This window comes from Pseudoscardovia suis (assembly GCF_002797875.1).
GTDB lineage: Bacteria > Actinomycetota > Actinomycetes > Actinomycetales > Bifidobacteriaceae > Pseudoscardovia > Pseudoscardovia suis.
Genome location: NZ_PGFC01000005.1, coordinates 168319 through 188060 on the forward strand (window position 1 = coordinate 168319; position 19742 = coordinate 188060).

The window sequence follows — 19742 nt, forward strand, 5'->3', positions numbered from 1 at the left end:
GGGTGGTCTATTGGGCTGGGGCTGCTGGGCTTGTGCGGATTCTCAGAAACTGCCGGAATCGTCGGAGCTTTGCGAATCATCGGGTTTTGCCGAATCATCAGAGTCTGATGAATCATCAGAGCTTGACGAATCGTCGGTACTCGATAAGGAATTTTGCGAGGCGGTCGCTTGCAGCTGGCTTTGATCCGTCATCTTGGCAAAATGCAAGGACTGCAGGGAGCTCGCCACTTTCTCGAACACGAGGTCGTCCTCCTTCGTCACTTTCCATCCCAAACCATCCTGCTTCACATATTCGAGATACAGCTGGATCGCCTTGGAATCCTGCAGCGCCTGATGCATCGCATCATACGAGCCGATGGCCTGCACCGTGTACGGCGGCGAGTACGTATGGCCGTTGAGCAGCAGCACATTGCCCACGCAGCGCACTGCCGTCGTGTTTTCCACGCGCACTCCTTGGATCGTCATCGCCTCGGCACCGCCGGCCCACAGAGCATTCACCACGGCTTCAATGTCCTGTTGGTGCACCACGTAATCGTTGACGTCATTGCCGCTGGTGCTCGACAGGGCGGATGCATACGACGAATCGTTGAGTTGCACGGAAATCCCCGGCCCCTCGACCTTGGGCAGCATCGTGTCGGAACCAGTGTCTTGCACGGTGGGGGTCACGTTCCATTCGGTGATGTTCCCGCTGAGCTCTTTGGCAGCGTCGAGTTTTGTGGAAAGCGCAGTGATGTCATCCGTGAGCTCGTCGGCACGTTCTTGGCGCTTTTCGATAAGCTCGCGTGTGTTTGTGGTGATTGTCGTCTTGCGATTGAGGTTCACGTTGGCAACAAGCATGTAGCCGGCCAAGGCGGTGATCATGAGGGCGGCGATTTTGGAAATGACGCTGCGGCGGCGTATGTGCCTGTGGCTGTGACCGGGCTCGGTGCCTGCAGGATTGTCGTGCCAAGTATTGCCATGCGTGGATTCCAATATGACAGTGCTATGCTCTGCTGCGCCGGCGCGTCCGCCGTGTTTTGAGGCATGCCGGCGCTCGCGGCCAGAGCCTTCGGCAGTGGTTGCCTGGGCTTGACGAGAGGCGGCGTTTGTTGTCATATTTCCACTCTAATCACTACTATGTTCTAGTAGCTTAATCCAAAGGAGATTTTCCCATGGCCGACACGGACGAGAAACTCGAAAACGCTATCGAAGACGATACGCCTGACTTCGAGGACACCCCGCAGACCGATTCAGACGATTCACAGGCGCAGGCAGCGGAAGACGGCGCAGAGACCGACGGCGATGCCGCGGTTGACGATTCCGCTGAGGCGGATTCGGATTCCACTGAGGATTCCGACAGCACCGCCGACGATAAGGACGCGGATAAGGGCTCGGACACCGAAGACGCGGATGCTGAGGATGCCGACGCCGAGGATTCGGAAAAGTCCGACGAAATCTCCCGTAAGATTGATGAACTTCTTGCTGAAGACAACGAAAAGAACCTCACGCCGCAGATGCGCCGTCTCCTTCAGCGTGAAAAGGAGCAGAGCCGTCGAGTCGAGAAGTCCATTGAAGGCACGAAGACCAATCCCACGTGGTTCCTGTGGATCATGTGCGGCCTCATGATTCTCGGCCTGGTGTGGATCGTGGTCTATTACCTGACCGGAGCTTCATGGCCTATTCCGAAGATCGGCAACTGGAATCTGCTCATCGGCTTTGGCATCATGCTCGTTGGCTTCCTCATGACAATGTGGTGGCACTGATAATTGGCGCTGACCATTTGATTGCAGGTTGCTGCTGCGGTTGACGCTTTCAGAGCCTTTTGTATTGCCCTCGTTTTGCGCATCATGCGTAGGCGAGGGCGAATTTTTAGCTGTCCCGCACCATAGCAAAATGCCTGGTGGGCATGCTCAAGTGCACTGCCCGCCAGGCATTTCGTTATGCTTACAAAAGCTGTGAATCAGTTGGGGAATCAGGCCTTTTCGCTCTCGGCTTCAGCTGCCGGAGCTGCGTCCTCATCCTCAGCTTCGTCGTCATCTGCGTCGTCAAGACCCAGGTCGACAGGCGAAGAGCTGTTTTCCCAAGGCTCTTCCCACGGATCGTATTCAGGATTCTGCTGCTTGTAGATGTAGAACCCGACTGCACCCGCGAGCAAGGCGCCGAAGAGGATGGCGAAAAACTTCCAGCCGTTACCAGACTTGTTCTCCATTGAAGTCTCCTTTCAGGAAAGCTCGGGCTTGCTCTTCCAAGCCGTTGAATATATTGTATTGCCTCTTGTGAAATGTGGTGTCCAGATTCAAGAAACGCCGCAAAACACAGGCATGTCGCACGTGTCGGTGTGTTGTTCCACGGCGGGACAATGCAGGCGTGTGACGCGTAGTGCGTCATGGCGACGGGCGCGGAGCCAGTGCAATGGATTATATGGAATCCGTCTCAATAAACCGATGCCGGAAACCGACGTCGCTGCGGACGCCACTCGTGTGCATTAGAGTTGAACCATGACTTCTCCAATCAGATTTTCTCCCAGACGTTGGATGCATCGACTGCGATATGAGTGGAGGCATCGTGGTCCGGTCATCACTGGCATCATCATCGCTTTGTGCGTGCTCATGTGGTTGGTGGAGCAAATCGCTTACTATTCCAGCAGCAATGCGTTCGCATCCATGGTCTACGACATGGCATTCATCCCGGCGCTCACGAAATCGCAGCCGTGGATATTCCTCACATCGATGTTTATGCACGCTCCTGGCGTCGATGTGTGGCACATTCTGGGCAATATGATCACCCTGTGGTTCATCGCTCCCTCGCTGGAGAAGCTGCTGGGGCATTGGCAATTCCTGGCTTTGTATCTGCTCAGCGGGCTGGGTGGCGATGCGGGCAACATGGTGTATGCGCGTGTGCTTGACGATCCGCAGTCATGGTTTCAATCCTCCTACGGCGCCTCCGGTGCGATTTTCGGTCTGTTCGGTGCATTGCTGGTCGCATATTCGCGCATGCATCTTGATATCCGTTCGTTGATTGTGCTGGTGGTGATCAACCTCGCCATGCCGTTCTTCGTGCCGAACATCGCGTGGCAGGCGCATGTCGGCGGTCTGTTGACGGGCGCAGGCACATCAAGCATGTTGATTGGCACCACCGCCATACGGCGCGTCTTGAATTACACGCAGCGCACGATTATCACCGTGCTGGTTGTGGTTGCTGTGATTGTGGGCATTGTGCTGCTGTGCCGATACACCAGCGTATGGAATTCGGTGCTATCTCTGAGAGGTTGATGTTAAAGGGGAGCAGACTGGTGCCGGGGCGCTGCATGGTAGGTGTAGCGTCCCGGCGCTCTCTTTCCACCAATGTGGATAACTTTGTGGAAAGGTGGGGATAGGGGTGGATAACAATGCCGATTGCTGTGGGGTCAATCGGTGCGTTACATGCTTAACAAACGGTGAAATTCGAACGAAAAACGATGTTCGAGACCCGTAATCTGATTTGTTGTGCACAGCTAAAAACGTTGCAATTGCAGGGCTCAGATGGGTTATCCACAAAATTGTCCACTATTGTGACTTTTCCCTGTGCATAGCTGGGGATTAAAGAGGATTGATGGTGTGAATCGGGAGCAATTCAAGAATCACAAGCGTGTAAGTTGTGAACTGCTGTGGACATCTTTGTGGATAACTATTAATTGAGATGTTCACGAACCTTGATTTTTACAGGCATCTGTGACCTGCGCAGGAAAGCAATAACCCTTTAATAACCCTTTTCACCCTGGACCTTGAGTCTGGGGCATCTTGCTCAATGCAGGCGCTGGCGGCCGTCTCTGAGGTGGAGGATGAGGATGTCGTAATTTTGGGCTTCACGCGTGCATTGGAGCCCCACAGCGGCGTTCTCTGCCGTCTTAGCGGGGAGGTGGCGAACCCTGTCCGCAAATAAACAATGAGGGGATGCCTCGCGTTTGCGAAGCATCCCCCTGAACCGCGGCAAACAGCCGGCTAGCCGGTCAACGGTTTGGTATCAGCCAGCCTTAGCCGACCACACGCCAACCGTTGACTGCAGCGGCGCCGGTGTTACGCCCGGTGAGCCGGCATCGGGCCGGTCATCCACACGCGCTCGAGGTAATCCTCGATGGAGCGGTCGGAGCTGAAGTAGCCGGAGTTGGCCACGTTGAGCACAGCCATGCGAGCCCACTTCTGCTCGTCGCGGTAGGTCTCCTCGATCTTGGACTGGATGTCCATGTAGGAGCGGAAGTCGGCGAGGGTCATGAAGTAATCCTTCGTGAGCCAATCGTTGACCAGATCCTTGTAGGTGTCCTTGTCACCATCGGAGAACGTGCCGTCAGCAACCAGGTCAATGGCCTGCTTGAGGTCGGGGTCGGACTCGTAGTAGTCGTGGGACAGACCCTTGGTGTCGTAACCCTTGGCATACAGGTCGGTGACTTCGTCCACGTTCATGCCGAACAGGAAGAAGTTCTCAGCGCCCACGAGGTTGCGGATCTCGACGTTTGCACCGTCGAGCGTGCCGACGGTGAGAGCGCCGTTGAGAGCGAACTTCATGTTGCCGGTACCGGATGCTTCCTTGCCAGCCTGGGAGATCTGCTCATCGAGATCGGTTGCCGGGATGAGGTTCTCGGCGAGCTCGATGTTGTAGTTCCACGGGAAGTAGACAGCCAGCTTGCCCTTGACGGCCGGGTCATTGTTGATGACGCGGGAGACGTTGTTGATCAGCTGGATGGTCTGCTTGGCGAGGTAGTAGCCCGGGGCTGCCTTGGCGCCGAAGAACACGGTGCGCGGCACGAGGTCGTCGGGGTTGATCTTGCCGGACTTGATGTTCGCGTAGGTGGAGATCACGGAGAGGATCTTCAGAGCCTGGCGCTTGTATTCGTGCAGACGCTTGATCATGGAGTTGAACATCGTGTTCGGATCCACGTCGAAGCCGTACTTGCGCTTCGCGAAGGCGGCGAAGTCACGCTTGTTGGCCTTCTTGACCTCAGCGAACTTCTTGACGAACTCCGGATCATCGGCCAGCGGCACGAGGCCCTTGAGCATTTCGAGGTCGGAGATCCAAGCGTCGGTGCCCAGGCCCTCGGTAATGAGGTCGGACATGCGCGGGTTGGCGATCTTGACGAAGCGGCGAGGGGTCACGCCGTTGGTCACGTTCGTGAACTTCTGCGGGAACAGATCCGAGAAGTCCTTGAGCGTCACGTCCTTGAGCAGCTCGGAATGCAGCTCAGCCACACCGTTGACATGCTGGCCGGCGGCGGTGGCGAGGTAAGCCATGCGCACCTTCGGCTCCTTGTCGGTGGAGATGATGCGCATGCGGTCGATCTTCTCCTCGTCGGAGGTGAGGCCCTTGAGCTCCTCGACGAAGCGGCGATCGATCTCGTTGATGATCTGCATGTGGCGCGGCAGCAGCTCGGAGATGAGCGACACAGGCCACTGCTCCAGAGCTTCCGGAAGCAGCGTGTGGCAGGTGTAGTTGAAGGTGTGGGAGGTGATGTCCCAAGCGGTATCCCAGTCGTAGCCGTAGTCGTCGAGCAGCACGCGCATGAGCTCGGCGATGCCGATCACCGGGTGGGTGTCGTTGAGCTGGAAGCAGATCTTCTGCGGGAAGGTCGTGAGATCCGGCTTGTCCTGACCCGGGTAGAACGTGCGGATGGCGTCCTGGATGGAGGCGGCCACGAAGAAGTACTGCTGCTCGAGGCGCAGCTGCTTGCCCACCTTGGTGGAATCCTCGGGGTACAGGATCTTCGTGATGGTCTCAGCCTGAATCTGGTTGGCGACGGCCTTGGTGTATTCAGACTTGTTGAACGTCAGCAGGTCGAGTTCGTCCTCGGCCTTGGCGGTCCACAGACGCAGGGTGTTCACACGGCCGGACTTGTAGCCCGGAACCATGTAGTCAACCGGGATGGCGCGCACAGACCATGCCGGAACCCACTTGGTGCCTTCGACCTTGCCGCCGAAGGAGACGTGCACCTGGCGGTTGTAATCGGTGTGGCCCCACGGGTTCTCCTTGAGCAGCCAGTAATCCGGCGTCTCAATCTGCTTGCCGTCCTCATCGAACTTCTGCTTGAAGATGCCGTACTGGTACTGGATGCCGTAGCCGAATGCCGGCACGCCCAGGGATGCGAGGGAGTCGATGAAGCAAGCAGCGAGACGGCCAAGACCGCCATTGCCCAGGCCCGGCTCATATTCAGCGTCGATAACGTCCTTGGGGTCATAGCCCAGTTCCTTGACCGCAGCGTCGAACTGGTCGGTCAGGCCGGCGTTGAGCAGAGCGTTCTGGAGCTGGCGTCCCATCAGGAACTCAGCGCTGAGGTAGCCGACGGCCTTGGTGTTGCCGTTGACCATGTCCTGCTTGGTGGTTTCCCAAGAATCCACGAGATGCTTGCGCACTGCAGTCGCTGCAGCGACGTACACGTCGTCGACTGTGGCTTCCTTCGGGGTGACGCCTTGAGTGTACTTGAGCTCGGTACGGATTTCGTTGGCGAAGTCCGTTGCAGAGATGGGGTTGTGGGGTGCAGTAATTGCTGCCATACAGGCCCTCTTTCTTGAATATTGATGTCATGCATTTCTTCGCCGTTCATCTGCTCGCATGTTTGTGTTTGGCATGCGAGTGACGTGCGGGCGCTGCACACCTCGGCGGCGCGGCACAGGTCTACGCGAATGGCGAAGACTGAAATTGCACGCGTCCCATACTAATGCAAGTTATGTCCAGAAAAGCCGCATAACGGCATATTCTCGGCGTTTTCTTAATGACTTATTCACGAATTTCCCCGCAATCGGCATGATTGTTTGTGAAGATTTTGGCATGGGTGCATGGTGGCTTTCGGTGGGATTGTTTTGATGCAACGTTTTTGCAAATGATGGTGCTTTGAGAGGATGGGGTGGTGTGTGTTTGCGGTGTGGCGGTTTGCGGGGTGGCTTAGGTGGCTTGGCGTGTGGCTTGGCGCGTGGCTGAGGGCTTGCGGTTTTGTTGAAGGATGATGGGAAGGACGATGGGTTTGCGAGAGAATGGCGGTTTGGTGGGCTGACTGCGTGGCACAATCGGCGGTATGGCAGTGATTCACGATAAGGATCGTTTGGAAGGCGCCACATCCCTGAAGGCATGGAAAGATGCGGCATTTGAGCAACTCGAGATGCTCGTTGCGCAGGGGGATGGCACAGAACAGGGGGATGGTGTAGACGGCGGCAGCGTTGCGGCAGCGGATTCAGCGGACGCGGCGGTCGCCATGGCATCATCCTCGCTTGCACAATTGCAGCGGGCTTCTGCAGAGCTGCGCATGAGGGTCTCGCCGACGTTGGGGCGTCGTGCGATGGCTATGGCGGTGAGATATTCCCTTTATCTGCTTGAGAAACGTGCGCCAGGGCCGGGGGTGGAGGTGCGAGTGGCGCCGTATGCAGCAGTCAAGGTGCTCGATGGCCCAGCTTCTGATCCGCACAACCTCACTCCGCCGGACGTCATCGAGCTTGAACCCGTCGTGTGGTTGCGCATGGCGTGCGGTGTCACCACGTGGCAAGAAGAGAAGGATGAGGGGCACATCGCTGCGGTGGGGCCGCGCGATGACCTGCGTCGGTTCCTCCCCCTTGTTTAGCTGCTGGAGGTACCGCGCCCTGCTGGAGGTACCGCGCCGTTGTGAATACAGCGCGGCTTGCCGCGGTTTTCCTGCTATGTGTGAGTGCTTGCTTACACATTGGCGCGTTTGGTGGAGTGTGTGGGTGCGGGATTGGCTTGTTATTGGGGTTCCTTGTATGGCTGGCATGACTATGTGCGCGTGGTGGCTGGTACATAAGCCTGTGAAAACCGGGAGGGGCGGTTATGTGCCGGTGGCGGCTGGCACATAACGGCTGTGTGGGGTGTTGGTGGGTGGGGAGTGGCTTGTTTGCTGGGGTTGGGTGTCTTGGTGCTGCCGCTGGGGTGGTTATGTGTGAGTGCCGGCTGGCACATTGTTGGCGGCGGGCTGTTGTGTTTTGGGAGGTTTGTTGGGATTGCTGGGGTGTCGGTGTGTCGGATGCTGGTGGGGTTGGCAATGTGCGCGTGGTAGCTGGCACATAAGCCTGTGAAAACCGGGGAATGCGGTTATGTGCCAGTGGCGGCTGGCGCATAACGGCTGTGTGGGGTGTTGGTGGGGCGGGGAGTGGCTTGTTTGCTGGGGTTGGATGTCTTGGTGTTGCCGCTGGGGTGGTTATGTGTGAGTGGCGGCTGGCACTTTGGCGGGTGGATGGGCGCCCGTGAACAAGCGCCAAAAGCGTGGAGTTTGCGGTATCGTCCAATGGGCGCTTTGGCGGGTGGATTGGCGCCCGTGAGCAAGGGGCGATAGGCGAGTGGGGTATAGAAAGGGGCTTCGGCGTGAGTTGTTGCTCTCGCCGAAGCCCCTTAGGCTGGCCGGATGGTCGACGGCAGCCAGACAGCCGACGATGGCATCCGCCAGCTACGCCGTTATCATGAGCCGGGATGTCATCGCCAACCGGATTGCCGTCTCCAACCGGATTGCCGTCTCATGGAGTGCGATCAGTGCTTGATCAGTACTTCATGCCCATTGCCTCGCGCACCTCATCGAGCGTGCGATTCGCAATTTCATTGGCGCGCTTGTTGCCGTCGTGAAGCACATCGCGCACATAATCGGGATCCTTCTCCAAGGCGGCGCGGCGCTCGCGATGCGGAGCCAGGAACTCATTCACGGCCTTCGTCACGAACTGCTTGAGTGCGCCTGCGCCGGCATCACCGATTTCTTCGGCGACGTCCTGCGGCGTGCGCCCAGTGCAGAGCGCAGCGGTGGTGAGCAGCGCGGAAACCTGCGGGCGGTTCACCGGGTCGAACGTGATGCGGCGTTCGGAATCCGTGGGGCTCTTCTTGATGAGCTTCGCGGTTTCCTCCGCGGTGGCACCCAGCATGATGGAATTGCCATACGACTTGCTCATCTTGCGTCCATCCAGGCCCGGAATTTCCGGTGCGTCGGAAAGAATCGCCTCCGGTTCGGGGAACACGGGGTGCTTCTTTGCATAACGATTGTTGAAGCGGCGTGCGATGGTGCGGGTGATTTGCACGTGCGGCAGGTTGTCCTTGCCGATCGGCACCACGTTTGCCTTGCAAAACAGGATGTCGCACGCCTGATGCACGGGGTAGGTGAGCAGCAGGCCGGTCAGCGCGTGGCCGGATGCCTCCATCTCGCTCTTCACCGTGGGGTTGCGTTCCAGCTCCGCTTCCGAGACAAGCGAGAGGAACGGCAGCATCAGCTGGTTTTCCGCCGGCACTGCCGAATGGGTGTAAATCATGGTCTTGTTCGGGTCGATGCCAGCGGCAAGGTAATCCATGACAAGCCCCAGCACGTTGTCGCCGATGTGCTCGGTTGTGTCGCGGTCGGTAATCACTTGGTAATCGGCGATGATGATGTTCGTGTTGACGCCGAGGTTCTGCATGGCGACGCGCTCTTTGATGGAGCCGAAGTAATGGCCCAGATGCAGGCGTCCGGTCGGGCGGTCGCCGGTGAGCATCGTGAATTTGCTCGGGTTGGCGCGCAGCTTCTCCAGGGTCTCGGCAGAGCGCTTCTGCGCGGCTGCGAACGTGTCGCTGATTTCGTTACCTGCGGCGGTCACCTGCGGTTCGGCAGCCGTTTGTGATTCATCGACCATGTGGATTTCTCCTTGAAATCTTGGAAATCTTAGAAATCATGAGAATCCTTGAATATTGGGAATATTCAAGCGCGACCTGATTGTCTCGCGATTCTCGCATTTCTTACGTTCCAAGTCTATGGCTTGACGCGACCTGTGACTGTGGAATACTCGCGGAATCCACCGATAAAAATACTTAAAGGGATTTTGCGGAAACCTTTGCGAAAGAGAGAGTGAATCATCGGAGGGGCAAATTTTCGGGGTAACAGTTGCAGGCGCATATTGGAGCATGGGTGTGCAACGCGAATTGCGATGCGATTAACAACTGCTGCACGGTTAATCACCCGCAACACGCAATGCCTCGTGGTGGTGGATCGCGCTTGGTTGCGTAGAAGAAACGCCGGATATCAGCTCAATTGCGGCAATCATGCAGAATTTTTTGTTCTCATGGCGAATGAGACGGCCCAGTAGCGAAATTAGGTGGTAACCTACTGAATGATGATTTAGCAAACAACTGTGCCTTAAGGCATCTTGACTGACGTAAAGGGGGTCGGATGGGCCGCGGACGTCAGAAGGCTAAGCAACAGCGGATTGCACGTAAGCTCAAATATCTGACTACTGACACGGATTACGACAAGCTCGCTCAGGAGCTCGCTCATCAAGATGGAGAGGAGCCCTCGGCGGCAGATCCTTTCGCATCTGTGGATGAAGCCGAGCAGGAGACTTCGGTGGCGGATGAAGTGTCATCGGAAGAACTGGATGAGTATGCCCAGTGGGCTGCTGAGGCCGCTAAGAAGGCTGAGGAAAGCAAGCCTGTTGCAGCAAAGCCCATTCACAGGCCGTTCCCCATGCCTAAGCCGGGCGGCGCGGCGTCGAAGAAATCCGCGGAGTCCGCTGCGGCGGAGACCGACGATTCGGCGAAGTGAATTTGGCTGAGAGGCGTGCGGCGCATGGCGCTGCGGGACCATATATAACGTCTCGATAACGTCTCATGCCTGGCCGGGCGGGTGGTGGTCGCCATCCGCCCGGCTTTGTTTTCTTTCGCGCTTGTTGCATCGGGTCTCGGACAAAGGCAGCACCAGGGGCAAAGCCATCGTTTTGTTTGCAATTCCATCCGGAACCCGATGCGAGGTTGCGTACATGCTGCGTACATGCAAAGGAGAGGCCATGAGTGATGACGGAGGCGCGGCGCCGAGGCACGCGGAGTATGCGGACTCTTTGGGATTCGCGGAGTACGGCGACGTGCATGCTCGTGATCGTGCGACACGCTTGGATTCCGATGTGTTTCCTTATGAGGCGAAGTGGCATTGGCATATGGGCGGGCGCGCCGCTGTGTCCGCGCGCCGGTCGAGGATCAGCGGATGGCTTGTGCTCGGCGCGTTCGTGACCGCCATCGTTGTGTGCGTCGTTCGGTTTGTGATCAGCATCGTCAGCGACGCGCAAGCTGCGCAACGGGATGTTTCAGGGCAGGGGCTGACGCATCTTTCTAGTGACGTGATCGTTGTTGTGTTCGCCGTGCTCATGGTGATCATGATGAAAAAACAGTCGTCGAAGCTCTCCGCCTCCGATAAGAGGGAACGCGGCCGCGTGAAAGCGGTGCCTGACGGCGATGCGACCACGGTGCTTCCTGAGCGTTCCCTGATCGACTTGCGGTCGGCGCGGTGCATCGGCGACGCGTTTCCGTTGACAAGTGGGCGGATCGATGTTGCATCCGCAGTAACCCCCGCATGGCGCATTCCCGATGCCGGTCCGCTGCGGGCGGTTTCTGGGAGAATCGTCGATACCCTTGCCCTTGATGCAACGTATGCCGTGGGGCCCGGCCTGGTTAACAGGTGGGATTTCCGCGTGTTTTTCGCGCTCGTGGAATGCTCCTGGGCGGACGGCGGGACGGTGCGATGCTGGTCGAACGCACTGTTGGGGGATTGTGCCCCCGGGCAGAAGGTCACTGCGTATCTGTACCGTTTCGCGCCCGATGGCAGGCGGCCGTTCTTGCGCGTTCATGATCTGGCGGATGCGTCCCAGCCCGTCAATGTGGAGGACCACCAGGCCGTTGTGTTCTCCTATGAACTGGAGGATTGGCGCTCAAGGACGGCGGATGACGCTGGGACTGGCGGTGCTATTGGCGCATCGCGCAGCGATTCCTATGGTCTGGCCGTGAACGGGCGGCCGTATGGTCGGACGTGGCATGAGAACGTGACGGCGGTGGGATATTGGTCTGACCGCGCGGGGTATGCCAAGGGCGTGTTGGGCGCTGATGGACGGGCCACGGCATCGAAGCCGTTTCCGCGTGACGATTTGCGCATCGGCGATGGGAACGTCACGGAATTTTCTGAGTTAAGGCGGTTTCGCCGGTTCCCCGGTGTGGTGGAGGATGTTGTGGTGGTGCCATTGTTCAACCGCAGGTTCTGGTGCGGGTATGGGTACATGGCGTTGGTGCGGTTTGAACGGCGCGGGAAGGAGGAGGCGGTCTGGGCGTTCTGCGATCCGGGGCGTGATGACTCGTATCTGGGGGCCGATGAGAATGCTTTGCGTCGTCCTGCTGTGCGCGTGGGTGATTCCGTGGCATTGTGGTATGCGAGCGGTGGTTTGTGCGTGGTCGATCCGGTGGCGTGAGGGTGCGGCGTGTGAGTGTGTTCTGTATGGCGACACGCCGCGGATGTGAGGCGTGTCGCCGTATTGTTTGACGGGTCGTGTTCGGTGTATGAGATGATGGAGTGGCGCTTCGTTCGTTGGTGAGTCGTGGGCGCAGGCGGCGTCGGTCGCGAGTTGAGGAGAGGTGGCGGCATGGTTGTTTCGGGGAATGATGCCGGTGTTGCGCAGCCCCGTGATAGTGAATCGGGTCCCGCGGTTCCGGTGTACCCGTATGAGGCTGAATGGCGACCTCTGGTTGCACCGGATATGGTGCAGGTTACTGGTACGCAGTTTGGGTTGAGAGCGGTGGCGGTGGTGGTTCCTTTCGTCATCGGTTGCGCCATGGTGTTGATTTCCCGGGGGAAGCCGATGTCATGGATTGATGCCGTGGGATTTGTTCTGATGTCGATTGTTCCTACCGTTGAGATAGTGGTGTTTGTCGTGATGGCACAGCGTGGCAAAGTCAGGGGAGGGCGGGGTGCCTCGGAAGGCGATGGGGGCGTGCGGCCCCTCTCGTCCAATACGCAAGACACAGACGCGCCGGCACGAGGATGCGAAGGCGGCGAGGGATATGTTGTTCCGTCCGTAGATGAGATAAGGGATCGGGAGTTTCAAGGCGCCGGTTTTGCCTTCCCGCTCGTGAGGGAATCGTCTCCTGTGGCCGAATTTGCGCACCCCGTTGGGACGGCTTGGAAAATCCCGGGGGCTTCTGGTCTGCGTGTGGCTGGCGGGGTTGTCATATCTTCGTTGAGTCTTCCGATTGTCAAGACGGTGCGACGGTATGACGGTTATTCTGGTGATGGGGCTGTGGTGTGTGTTTACGAGGTGGAGTTCCGCGATGCGTGTGGCAAGCTGCGGAGGATGTGGACGGATGCGACACCGTCGAGGTTTGCGCCCGGGCAGAACGTCATCATCTATTATTATGCGGTGCTGCGTCCTCTCGGCAGTCCGTTCATCCGTATACACGATGTGTCCGATGCGCGATATCCGATGTGCGCGGAGGAACATCAGGTCGTGGTGTTCTCCATGGCTCTGTTCAAGTGTACGGAAGGTAGTGTGGGAAATCCGCAGGGGCCTGGTTCCTATGGTGCGTGGGCGTATGCCCAGCCATGGGGTCGTCTTTGGCGTACTCGGGTGTGTCAAATCGGGTATTCCGAGAATCGAGAAGTCAATTGTGGGGAATCCGAGCAGCGGGATTCCCGGATTCTCCCCACCCGCGTATCCGATTTCGTGGTTGGCGGAGAAAAACTTGCTTTTCCGCAGACAGAAGGGCGGGTTGGCATCGAATTGGGAAGAGGTGAAGGTGTTGTTGAGGATGTGGTGGTTGTTCCGTTGTTTAATCGTCGGTTTTGGTGTGGTTTTGGGTATATGGCGTTGGTGCGTTTTGTGCGGCGTGGGCGTGTGGGGCGTGAGTGGGCGTTTTGTGATCCGGGGCGTGCCGATTCGTATTTGGGTGATGATGCGGCGCGGCTTCGTGTGGTTCCGGTGGGTGTGGGCGATCGGGTGACGTTGTGGCGTGCGTGGGATGGCCTGTGTGTGGTGGAGCCGCGTGTGCGGGGGTGTAGCGACACGCCGCGGGTGTGAGGCGTGTCGCCGTATTGTCGGATGGGTCTGGGAAGGATTCAGCGCCCATCTTGCGTTCGTGTAGTGTCGGGAGGAAATGATTCCGGTGATGTTCTGATATGCTGGCAAAGCCTGTGATGTCGCCGTAAAGGGAGCGACGTCCGCGAAAGACCAGGGAGAGGTTTTTCGTGCCGCGTGTTGTTGGCGGATGGGCGTGTAAAAGGAGAACGATATGGAAGAGAATGGGGCGTACTATGCGTCGCAATGCCGGCCGTTCATGCGGTTGCGGCGGTTCGTTGGCAAGACGGTGGGTGGTGTGGCGTGTTTCGCGTTGCTGCTTGCCTGCCTGGCGATGGTTGTTCTGACACCGATCGCACGGGCGTATGCCGGTGACGGCGGTTCCTCCGCTATTCCGCAGAACACGGTTCAGATGTGGGTTGATGTCGAGGGAGATGCGGTCCAGTCTGCCGATCTGTCGGGAACATCGCTCGGGATGGAACTTGATTTTCGGCGTTCGGCCACGGGTATGACGGCGATTGTGCCGGTTGATTCGACTCTGTGGGGGCGGCAGGCGGAGTTCAGCCTCGAATCCGACAGGGCTTTTGACGCATCCGTCGCCATCACCTGCGTGGGCGGGGGAGACGTGGTGATTGCGGAAGCGCGTATGCCGGTAAGTTTCAATGGATCCGACGGGCAGACGGTTGATGCCGTTGCCCTGGAACCTGCCCCGGGTGCGTCTGCGGACGATGGCACGCAGGCGCAGCCCTCGGATTTGTCCAGCACGGGCTCGCATGTTGCGTTCGTCGCTATGCTCGCCGTGGCGTTCCTTGCGTTGGCTTTGGTCGTTCTGGCCGTCGGCCGCCATCGTGCGTATGCGGTTGCGGAAGAGGATGAAGCGGATGCGGATGTCATGAATGATGCGGCAGAGGAAGGGGATGTGCGATGAAGATCGTGGCGTTGAATAACAAAACCAATCGGTTCAATGACTCCGGTCGGTCGGAATCCGGACGCAAGCGTTCGGCGGCCGCTTCCGGCTTCAAGGGCTTCGTTGCCTCTGTGGTCGCACTCGCCATGGGCGCGGGCATCGGTATCAGTGCCGCGTATGCCGACGAAGCGCCGATTACCGATGTGCCGTCCGCTATAACTTGGGATGCCTCGTATCGTGTTCCCGCTGTTGATACGGTGCTTGGCAGGGGAACCCTGCCGTCCGATGGCGAGCGTTCCGTGGCGGTGAACGCCGCTTCAGGCAGCGCGGCGGTGCTTTTGCGAGTATCCGTGTTCCAGGCCGCCGTCGATGCCGATGTCACGGTCGGCGGACTGCCGGTGCTCCACGCAACCGCCGGCCATGATGTTTCCACCGCGGTTCTGGCGCCTCTTGCCGCCGACGGGACGGTGGGCATCGGCGCTTCCGCCGCCGTGGATGCGACGGTTGAAGTACTCGCGTCTTTCGGTGCGGATTCCACGACGCCCGGATCCACCGTCGCCCTGCCCACCCCGGTGACGCGAGCGGATACGTCCGTCGGACTGGCGGGTGCCTCGCTGTCCGCGGACCCCATGAGCGTGGGTCTGGTCGGCAGGGGCGGTGTGCCCGCAGACGGAGTACGGGCCGCATACGTCACGCTCGATGTCACGCTCGACCGGGCCTGTGAAGTCGTGGTCGGCGGCCAATCCCTAGCCTTGCCGGCAGGGCAAAGCATCGTGTCGACCATCGTCGTGCCGGATTCCGATGGGAATATCCAGGTCATGACGGATGGTGCGGCGGGATCCCTGCGGCTTGACGAGCGCGGATACGTTGTGGGAACCGGGGAGAACCTGTCGGCGGCGAATGTCGACGGCAGTTATGTTCCTTCGCGCAATGGCGTCGTGTGGAATGATGCGTCGACCAGTGAGGCCACTACCGGCAGCGTGTCGATGCAGCGTGCGTCTGACGCGTCGGCGGGCATCGCTCTCGTCGGGGCGACAGGCGGCGGAACGTCCAGGTCGTTCGTCGAAGTCGGGACGCCGCTCGCTGGTCGTTCCCACGGTGCCGTCGTCGATGCCGAGTCCGGCGCCTTGCCGCAGATGGAAATCGTGGAAGGCGGCGCGCAGGATGTAACGGTTTCGAATCTGGGCGCTCCGGTTACTGCGAATGTGGCGCTTCTGGGAGACCTGATTGGCGCGGCACCTGCCGATTCGGGGGATGTGACGGTGTCTTTCTCCTCCGTCAAGGACGGCGACATGCTTGATTTCAGCGAACATGCCGGTACGACCTTCTCAGGAGAGGTGGCATCCGATGCGTCCATCTCCGCCGTCGAGGTGTACGGCGATGGGCAGAAGATCGGCAATGCCGCTGTGGACTATGCGTCCGATGGAAGTGCCGAATGGTCTTTCTTCAGCGGCGCGCAGTACAGCGGCGAGGTGACGTATTCGGTTGTTGCCACGAGCCGTGACGGGGCGAGCGCGAAAGCGTCCGTGTCGGTGACGGTGGAGCTTCCCGACTCCTCCGACACCGTGACGAACGGCAAGGACGTGGTGCTGCCGGCTGGCGAGAACAGCCCGATTGTCGCCTTGGATGATTCGTCGGTCACTGTGAACAGCGAGCCCACTTTCCATGTTGGCGACATCATCGTCAGTGACATCGCGCCGAACGCGCCGCAGGGCCTTCTGCGCTGGGTCGATTCCATCGACCGCGTCGGCGACCTGTGGATTATCGGCACACATGCCGCGGATCTCACCGATGCGTTCTATCAGGTGAAGATTGACGGGAATACTCAGAGCCAGGGAACGACCAGTTTTACGACGGACGATTTCGATACGGCCAGTGATGTGACAATCAATGAGCCCGTGGATGGCGGTGCCGCACAATCCGTGACTTCCTCCGATTATCAAAAGGTCGCCGATACCGATGCGGATGTGCAGATGATGGCATCTCCTGTTGCGCAGACGGCGACGATCGGCGGCGATGATTCTGCGAAGCTGAAGACAGTCTCGGATGAGGGGATGTTCCAGATGGCTAATGCTGATTGGGAGGCTACCAATAATCGTGACTCTTCTTTTATACAGCATACTAGCTTGGATTTTGAAGTCGATCTCACGAACCAGTTGCGTGCAAAGCATATGCGGGATAGCCCTCGACACACTAGCGGGGCGAAAGTCGATGTGTCGTTGGAACTTGGAGCAGGGATAGTTTTTGGAATCTCTGTTGTATTGCAATATCAATGGTTCATTCCGCACCCTGCGGTGGAATATCTAAAGTTTGAGATTGATACGAGTCTTTCTGGTGATATGAAGTTGTCGACCATTGGAGAGATTGAAGCTTCGGTGCTAATCGCAAACCCTAAAGTGGTTCAGGTGTTTCAGGCAGTAATCCCCGTGGTTCTTTCTGAATCCATTCCGATGTACCTCGTGGCGACTTCAGACATGGCTCTGTCCGCCGGCATCCATCTTGAAGAGAAGAAGCAGCTGGGGTTCGTGAAAGATGACAACGGAGGAAGAAAATATGCTAATAGTGATGGTATCGATGGCGGTATCACACCTGAATGCTCCAGCGGAGGAGTTTCCGCGGGTGCAAATCTTGAGTTGTCTGTCGGACCGCGGTTGAGTCCACAACTGAAATTGTATGAATCAGTAGGCATTAAATCTGATTTCGAGATATTTCTCGATTCAATTGGGAAGTTTGAATTCAAGAATGGGGAACTGAGCCTTTCGTTGAATTCAAAAATGTTGATGCGCATTGATGGCTATTTCACAGTTGGGCTTCCTTGGAACGGAGTGGGAGATATTCCGGAAATAGATAATGAAGTGACGCCAAAGATTACATTTGAGAAATCTGTGAATCTTGCTTCAAAGGAATGGGTACTTGGAGATGTTTGTAAATCCTTCGTAATCTCGACTGATGGCCAAGGAACTCAACAGAAGCCCGTTGATGCGTTGTCTCATGATTCCGGCTTCGTTTTGGGCGACGGCATGGTGAAGGTCACGTGGAAGGATGCGGCGACGGGCGCTTCGAAGACCGGGCAGCTGAAAGCCGGCGATTTCTTTGGCGTGAGCCAGTCCGCCGTGGCCGCCCAGATGGGCGTCACCCCGGGGTCCCTGGCTGGGATGAAGGGCGTGACCGTGCACACCACGCTGATGGATTACAGCGTGGCGAACGGGCGCTCCTTCCAGGTGCCGGATGACTCGATCGTTGTGGAAACGTATTACGACGATCCCGCCACGGAGGTCGTGGACGGCACGACGGACGCCGATGTGGCGTTCGTCATCGACACGACCGGGTCCATGTGGGATGAGATCGCCGATGTGAAGAACAACATCGAGGCCCTGACGAATACGATTCACGCCGATTCGCCGACGACGCGCATCGCATACCTGACGTACAGCGATTGCTATTACGCCAATGGCGGTGTGCGTCTGGTGGTGCCGTTCACCACGGAGACAGACACCGTAGTCGACGGCATCAAGAACGCGCCGTTCGACGGCGGCGGTCTTGAGGCCGTGTACTCGGGTCTGTCGCAGGCGGCCGACATGGAATGGCGCCAGAACGTCAAGAGGTCCATCATCCTGGTGGGCGACGAACCGGCGACCGATCCCGAGCCCAATGGGCTGACGTTCGACACCACGGTGGCCAAGCTCAAGTCCAAGGACATCCAGGTCTATGCAACGGGTGAGGTGTACCAATATTCCACGGTTTCCGCGGTCGGTGCCCCCAGCGCCGCTTCCGCCGGCACCGTGGCGGACCGCGTGGCGTCGGATGACGCCGTGGCGTTCTCCGCGGCCCATGCGGTGGGTTCCGCCGATCCGCTCGCGTTCGCGCTGGCCGCCGCGCAGGCTGCCCCGGGCGGCGACGTGGCCCTCGATGCCGGTGACGCCGCCGAGGCCCTGACCGTGGTGGACGGCGCTGCTTCCGCTGATGGCTCCTATGGCGCCCAGGCCGTGAACGACTGGGGCTATGACTGGACGAAGTTCGCCACGGAGCTCTCCGAAGCGACCGGCGGTCACTTTGTGGAGTACATGCGTGACGATTTTGTCAATCGTCTGACCGAAACGGTCGTGGACGCTGTCAAGAGGCCTGACGTGAATGTCGAGCTTGGTCACGCCGTATATACGGGCGACCAGGCCGATTTCACCGCCACGGCGGTGACGCATCAGGAGAACGACCCGGTTGTGTCTTACGAGTGGGATTTCGGCAACGGGCAGACCATGACGACTGCTCCCGGCGAGACGGCCTCCGCCACATACGCGGCTGACGGTACGTATTCCGTGATCGTCAAGGCGGTGACGCAGTCCGGGCTCGTGGGCAGCACCGTGTATCAGCTGACCGTGGGCGCACACCAGGCGCCGTACATGTACAACGCGCATAAGATCGTGAGCAAGTCCACATCCGGCACATCGCCGGTGCGTCTGGACGTGCTCAACGATCCGGGTGAGGAATTCGCGTCCGTGGCGTTCGCCAACGGCTCCGACGCGATTGCCGTGCCTGGCGAGGGTACGTGGACGATCGCCTGGGATGCGGAAAACGGCCTGCTCGAGGCGACGTTCACGCCTGAACCCGGGTTTGCCGGTGGCGTGACCAGCCGTGTTCCATATACGGTGACAAACAGCGGTGGACTGAGCGGTACCGGGGAACTGTGGGTCAGATACGTCAGCTGACCTGTGACAATGATGGATACAAGATGCCGTGACACGCCGTAAACCGGCGGCGTGTCACGGCGTGTCCACAGCCTTCTGTTCCAGGCCTCGTCGAACGCGTATTCATATTCCGGTTCCTTCCGAAACCATGGTGCTGCGACGTTTGTCGGAACACATATCCCTGATCATGTGCTGTTCCTGATGAACTCCCGCGGACTGATAGAGTTTTATGGAGCGGATCGATGACGATGCATGACGGTTGCGATGAGGAGATAACGTCCGAATTCTTGCGCATTTTCGGATTCCGGCCTTGATGGAAAAGGACATGGGCCGCGCCGGGTACGATTTTCAGTCGCTAGACAATGA

12 protein-coding genes are annotated in these 19742 nt (G+C 58.5%); 8 read left to right on the top strand and 4 right to left on the bottom strand.

Translation table 11 applies throughout. From position 1 onward, the window contains the following. Positions 1–42: 42 nt before the first annotated feature. Complete coding sequence (locus CLV65_RS06915) at positions 43–1095, bottom strand: DUF881 domain-containing protein (RefSeq protein WP_244569060.1); 1053 nt, start codon at positions 1093–1095, stop codon at positions 43–45. A gap of 56 nt (positions 1096–1151) precedes the next feature. On the opposite strand from CLV65_RS06915, the gene crgA reads away from it, so the two are divergent. Continuing rightward, positions 1152–1742, top strand: coding sequence for a cell division protein CrgA (crgA, locus tag CLV65_RS06920; RefSeq protein ID WP_094690379.1), 591 nt, complete (start codon positions 1152–1154; stop codon positions 1740–1742). Between the two features lie 209 nt (positions 1743–1951). On the opposite strand, the gene CLV65_RS06925 is transcribed toward crgA, so the two are convergent. Then, complete coding sequence (locus CLV65_RS06925; RefSeq protein WP_094690378.1) at positions 1952–2188, bottom strand: hypothetical protein; 237 nt, start codon at positions 2186–2188, stop codon at positions 1952–1954. Between the two features lie 325 nt (positions 2189–2513). Here CLV65_RS06925 and CLV65_RS06930 point away from each other — a divergent pair, with 325 nt between their 5' ends. Continuing rightward, positions 2514–3251, top strand: a complete 738-nt coding sequence (locus tag CLV65_RS06930) for a rhomboid family intramembrane serine protease (RefSeq protein WP_157847248.1) — start codon at positions 2514–2516, stop codon at positions 3249–3251. A 783-nt stretch (positions 3252–4034) separates the two neighbouring features. Here the strand turns inward: CLV65_RS06930 and CLV65_RS06935 are convergent. Then, positions 4035–6500, bottom strand: a complete 2466-nt coding sequence (locus CLV65_RS06935) for a glycogen/starch/alpha-glucan phosphorylase (RefSeq protein ID WP_094690376.1) — start codon at positions 6498–6500, stop codon at positions 4035–4037. Between the two features lie 695 nt (positions 6501–7195). Here CLV65_RS06935 and CLV65_RS06940 point away from each other — a divergent pair. Further along, positions 7196–7558 (top strand): sterol carrier family protein, encoded by a 363-nt coding sequence (locus CLV65_RS06940; RefSeq protein WP_158216085.1) that lies wholly within the window; start codon positions 7196–7198, stop codon positions 7556–7558. Between the two features lie 928 nt (positions 7559–8486). Here the strand turns inward: CLV65_RS06940 and trpS are convergent. After that, positions 8487–9596: a tryptophan--tRNA ligase gene (gene trpS / locus CLV65_RS06950; protein WP_094690374.1), complete on the bottom strand. Its 1110-nt coding sequence runs from the start codon at positions 9594–9596 to the stop codon at positions 8487–8489. 533 nt (positions 9597–10129) lie between these two features. On the opposite strand from trpS, the gene CLV65_RS06955 reads away from it, so the two are divergent. From CLV65_RS06955 to CLV65_RS06975, 5 genes are all read left to right on the top strand, one after another. Beyond that, positions 10130–10501 carry a DUF3073 domain-containing protein gene (locus tag CLV65_RS06955; protein WP_094690373.1) on the top strand — a complete coding sequence of 124 codons (372 nt, stop codon included), beginning with the start codon at positions 10130–10132 and terminating at the stop codon, positions 10499–10501. A gap of 241 nt (positions 10502–10742) precedes the next feature. Further along, entirely contained in the window at positions 10743–12188 is a 1446-nt protein-coding gene (locus tag CLV65_RS06960) for a hypothetical protein (RefSeq protein WP_094690372.1), read from the top strand. Between the two features lie 171 nt (positions 12189–12359). Then, positions 12360–13790, top strand: coding sequence for a hypothetical protein (locus tag CLV65_RS06965; RefSeq protein WP_094690371.1), 1431 nt, complete (start codon positions 12360–12362; stop codon positions 13788–13790). 211 nt (positions 13791–14001) lie between these two features. Then, entirely contained in the window at positions 14002–14715 is a 714-nt protein-coding gene (locus CLV65_RS06970) for a hypothetical protein (protein ID WP_094690370.1), read from the top strand. Further along, positions 14712–19397, top strand: a complete 4686-nt coding sequence (locus CLV65_RS06975) for a VWA domain-containing protein (RefSeq protein WP_094690369.1) — start codon at positions 14712–14714, stop codon at positions 19395–19397. The genes CLV65_RS06970 and CLV65_RS06975 overlap by 4 nt, the downstream gene beginning before the upstream one ends. Positions 19398–19742: the final 345 nt, after the last annotated feature.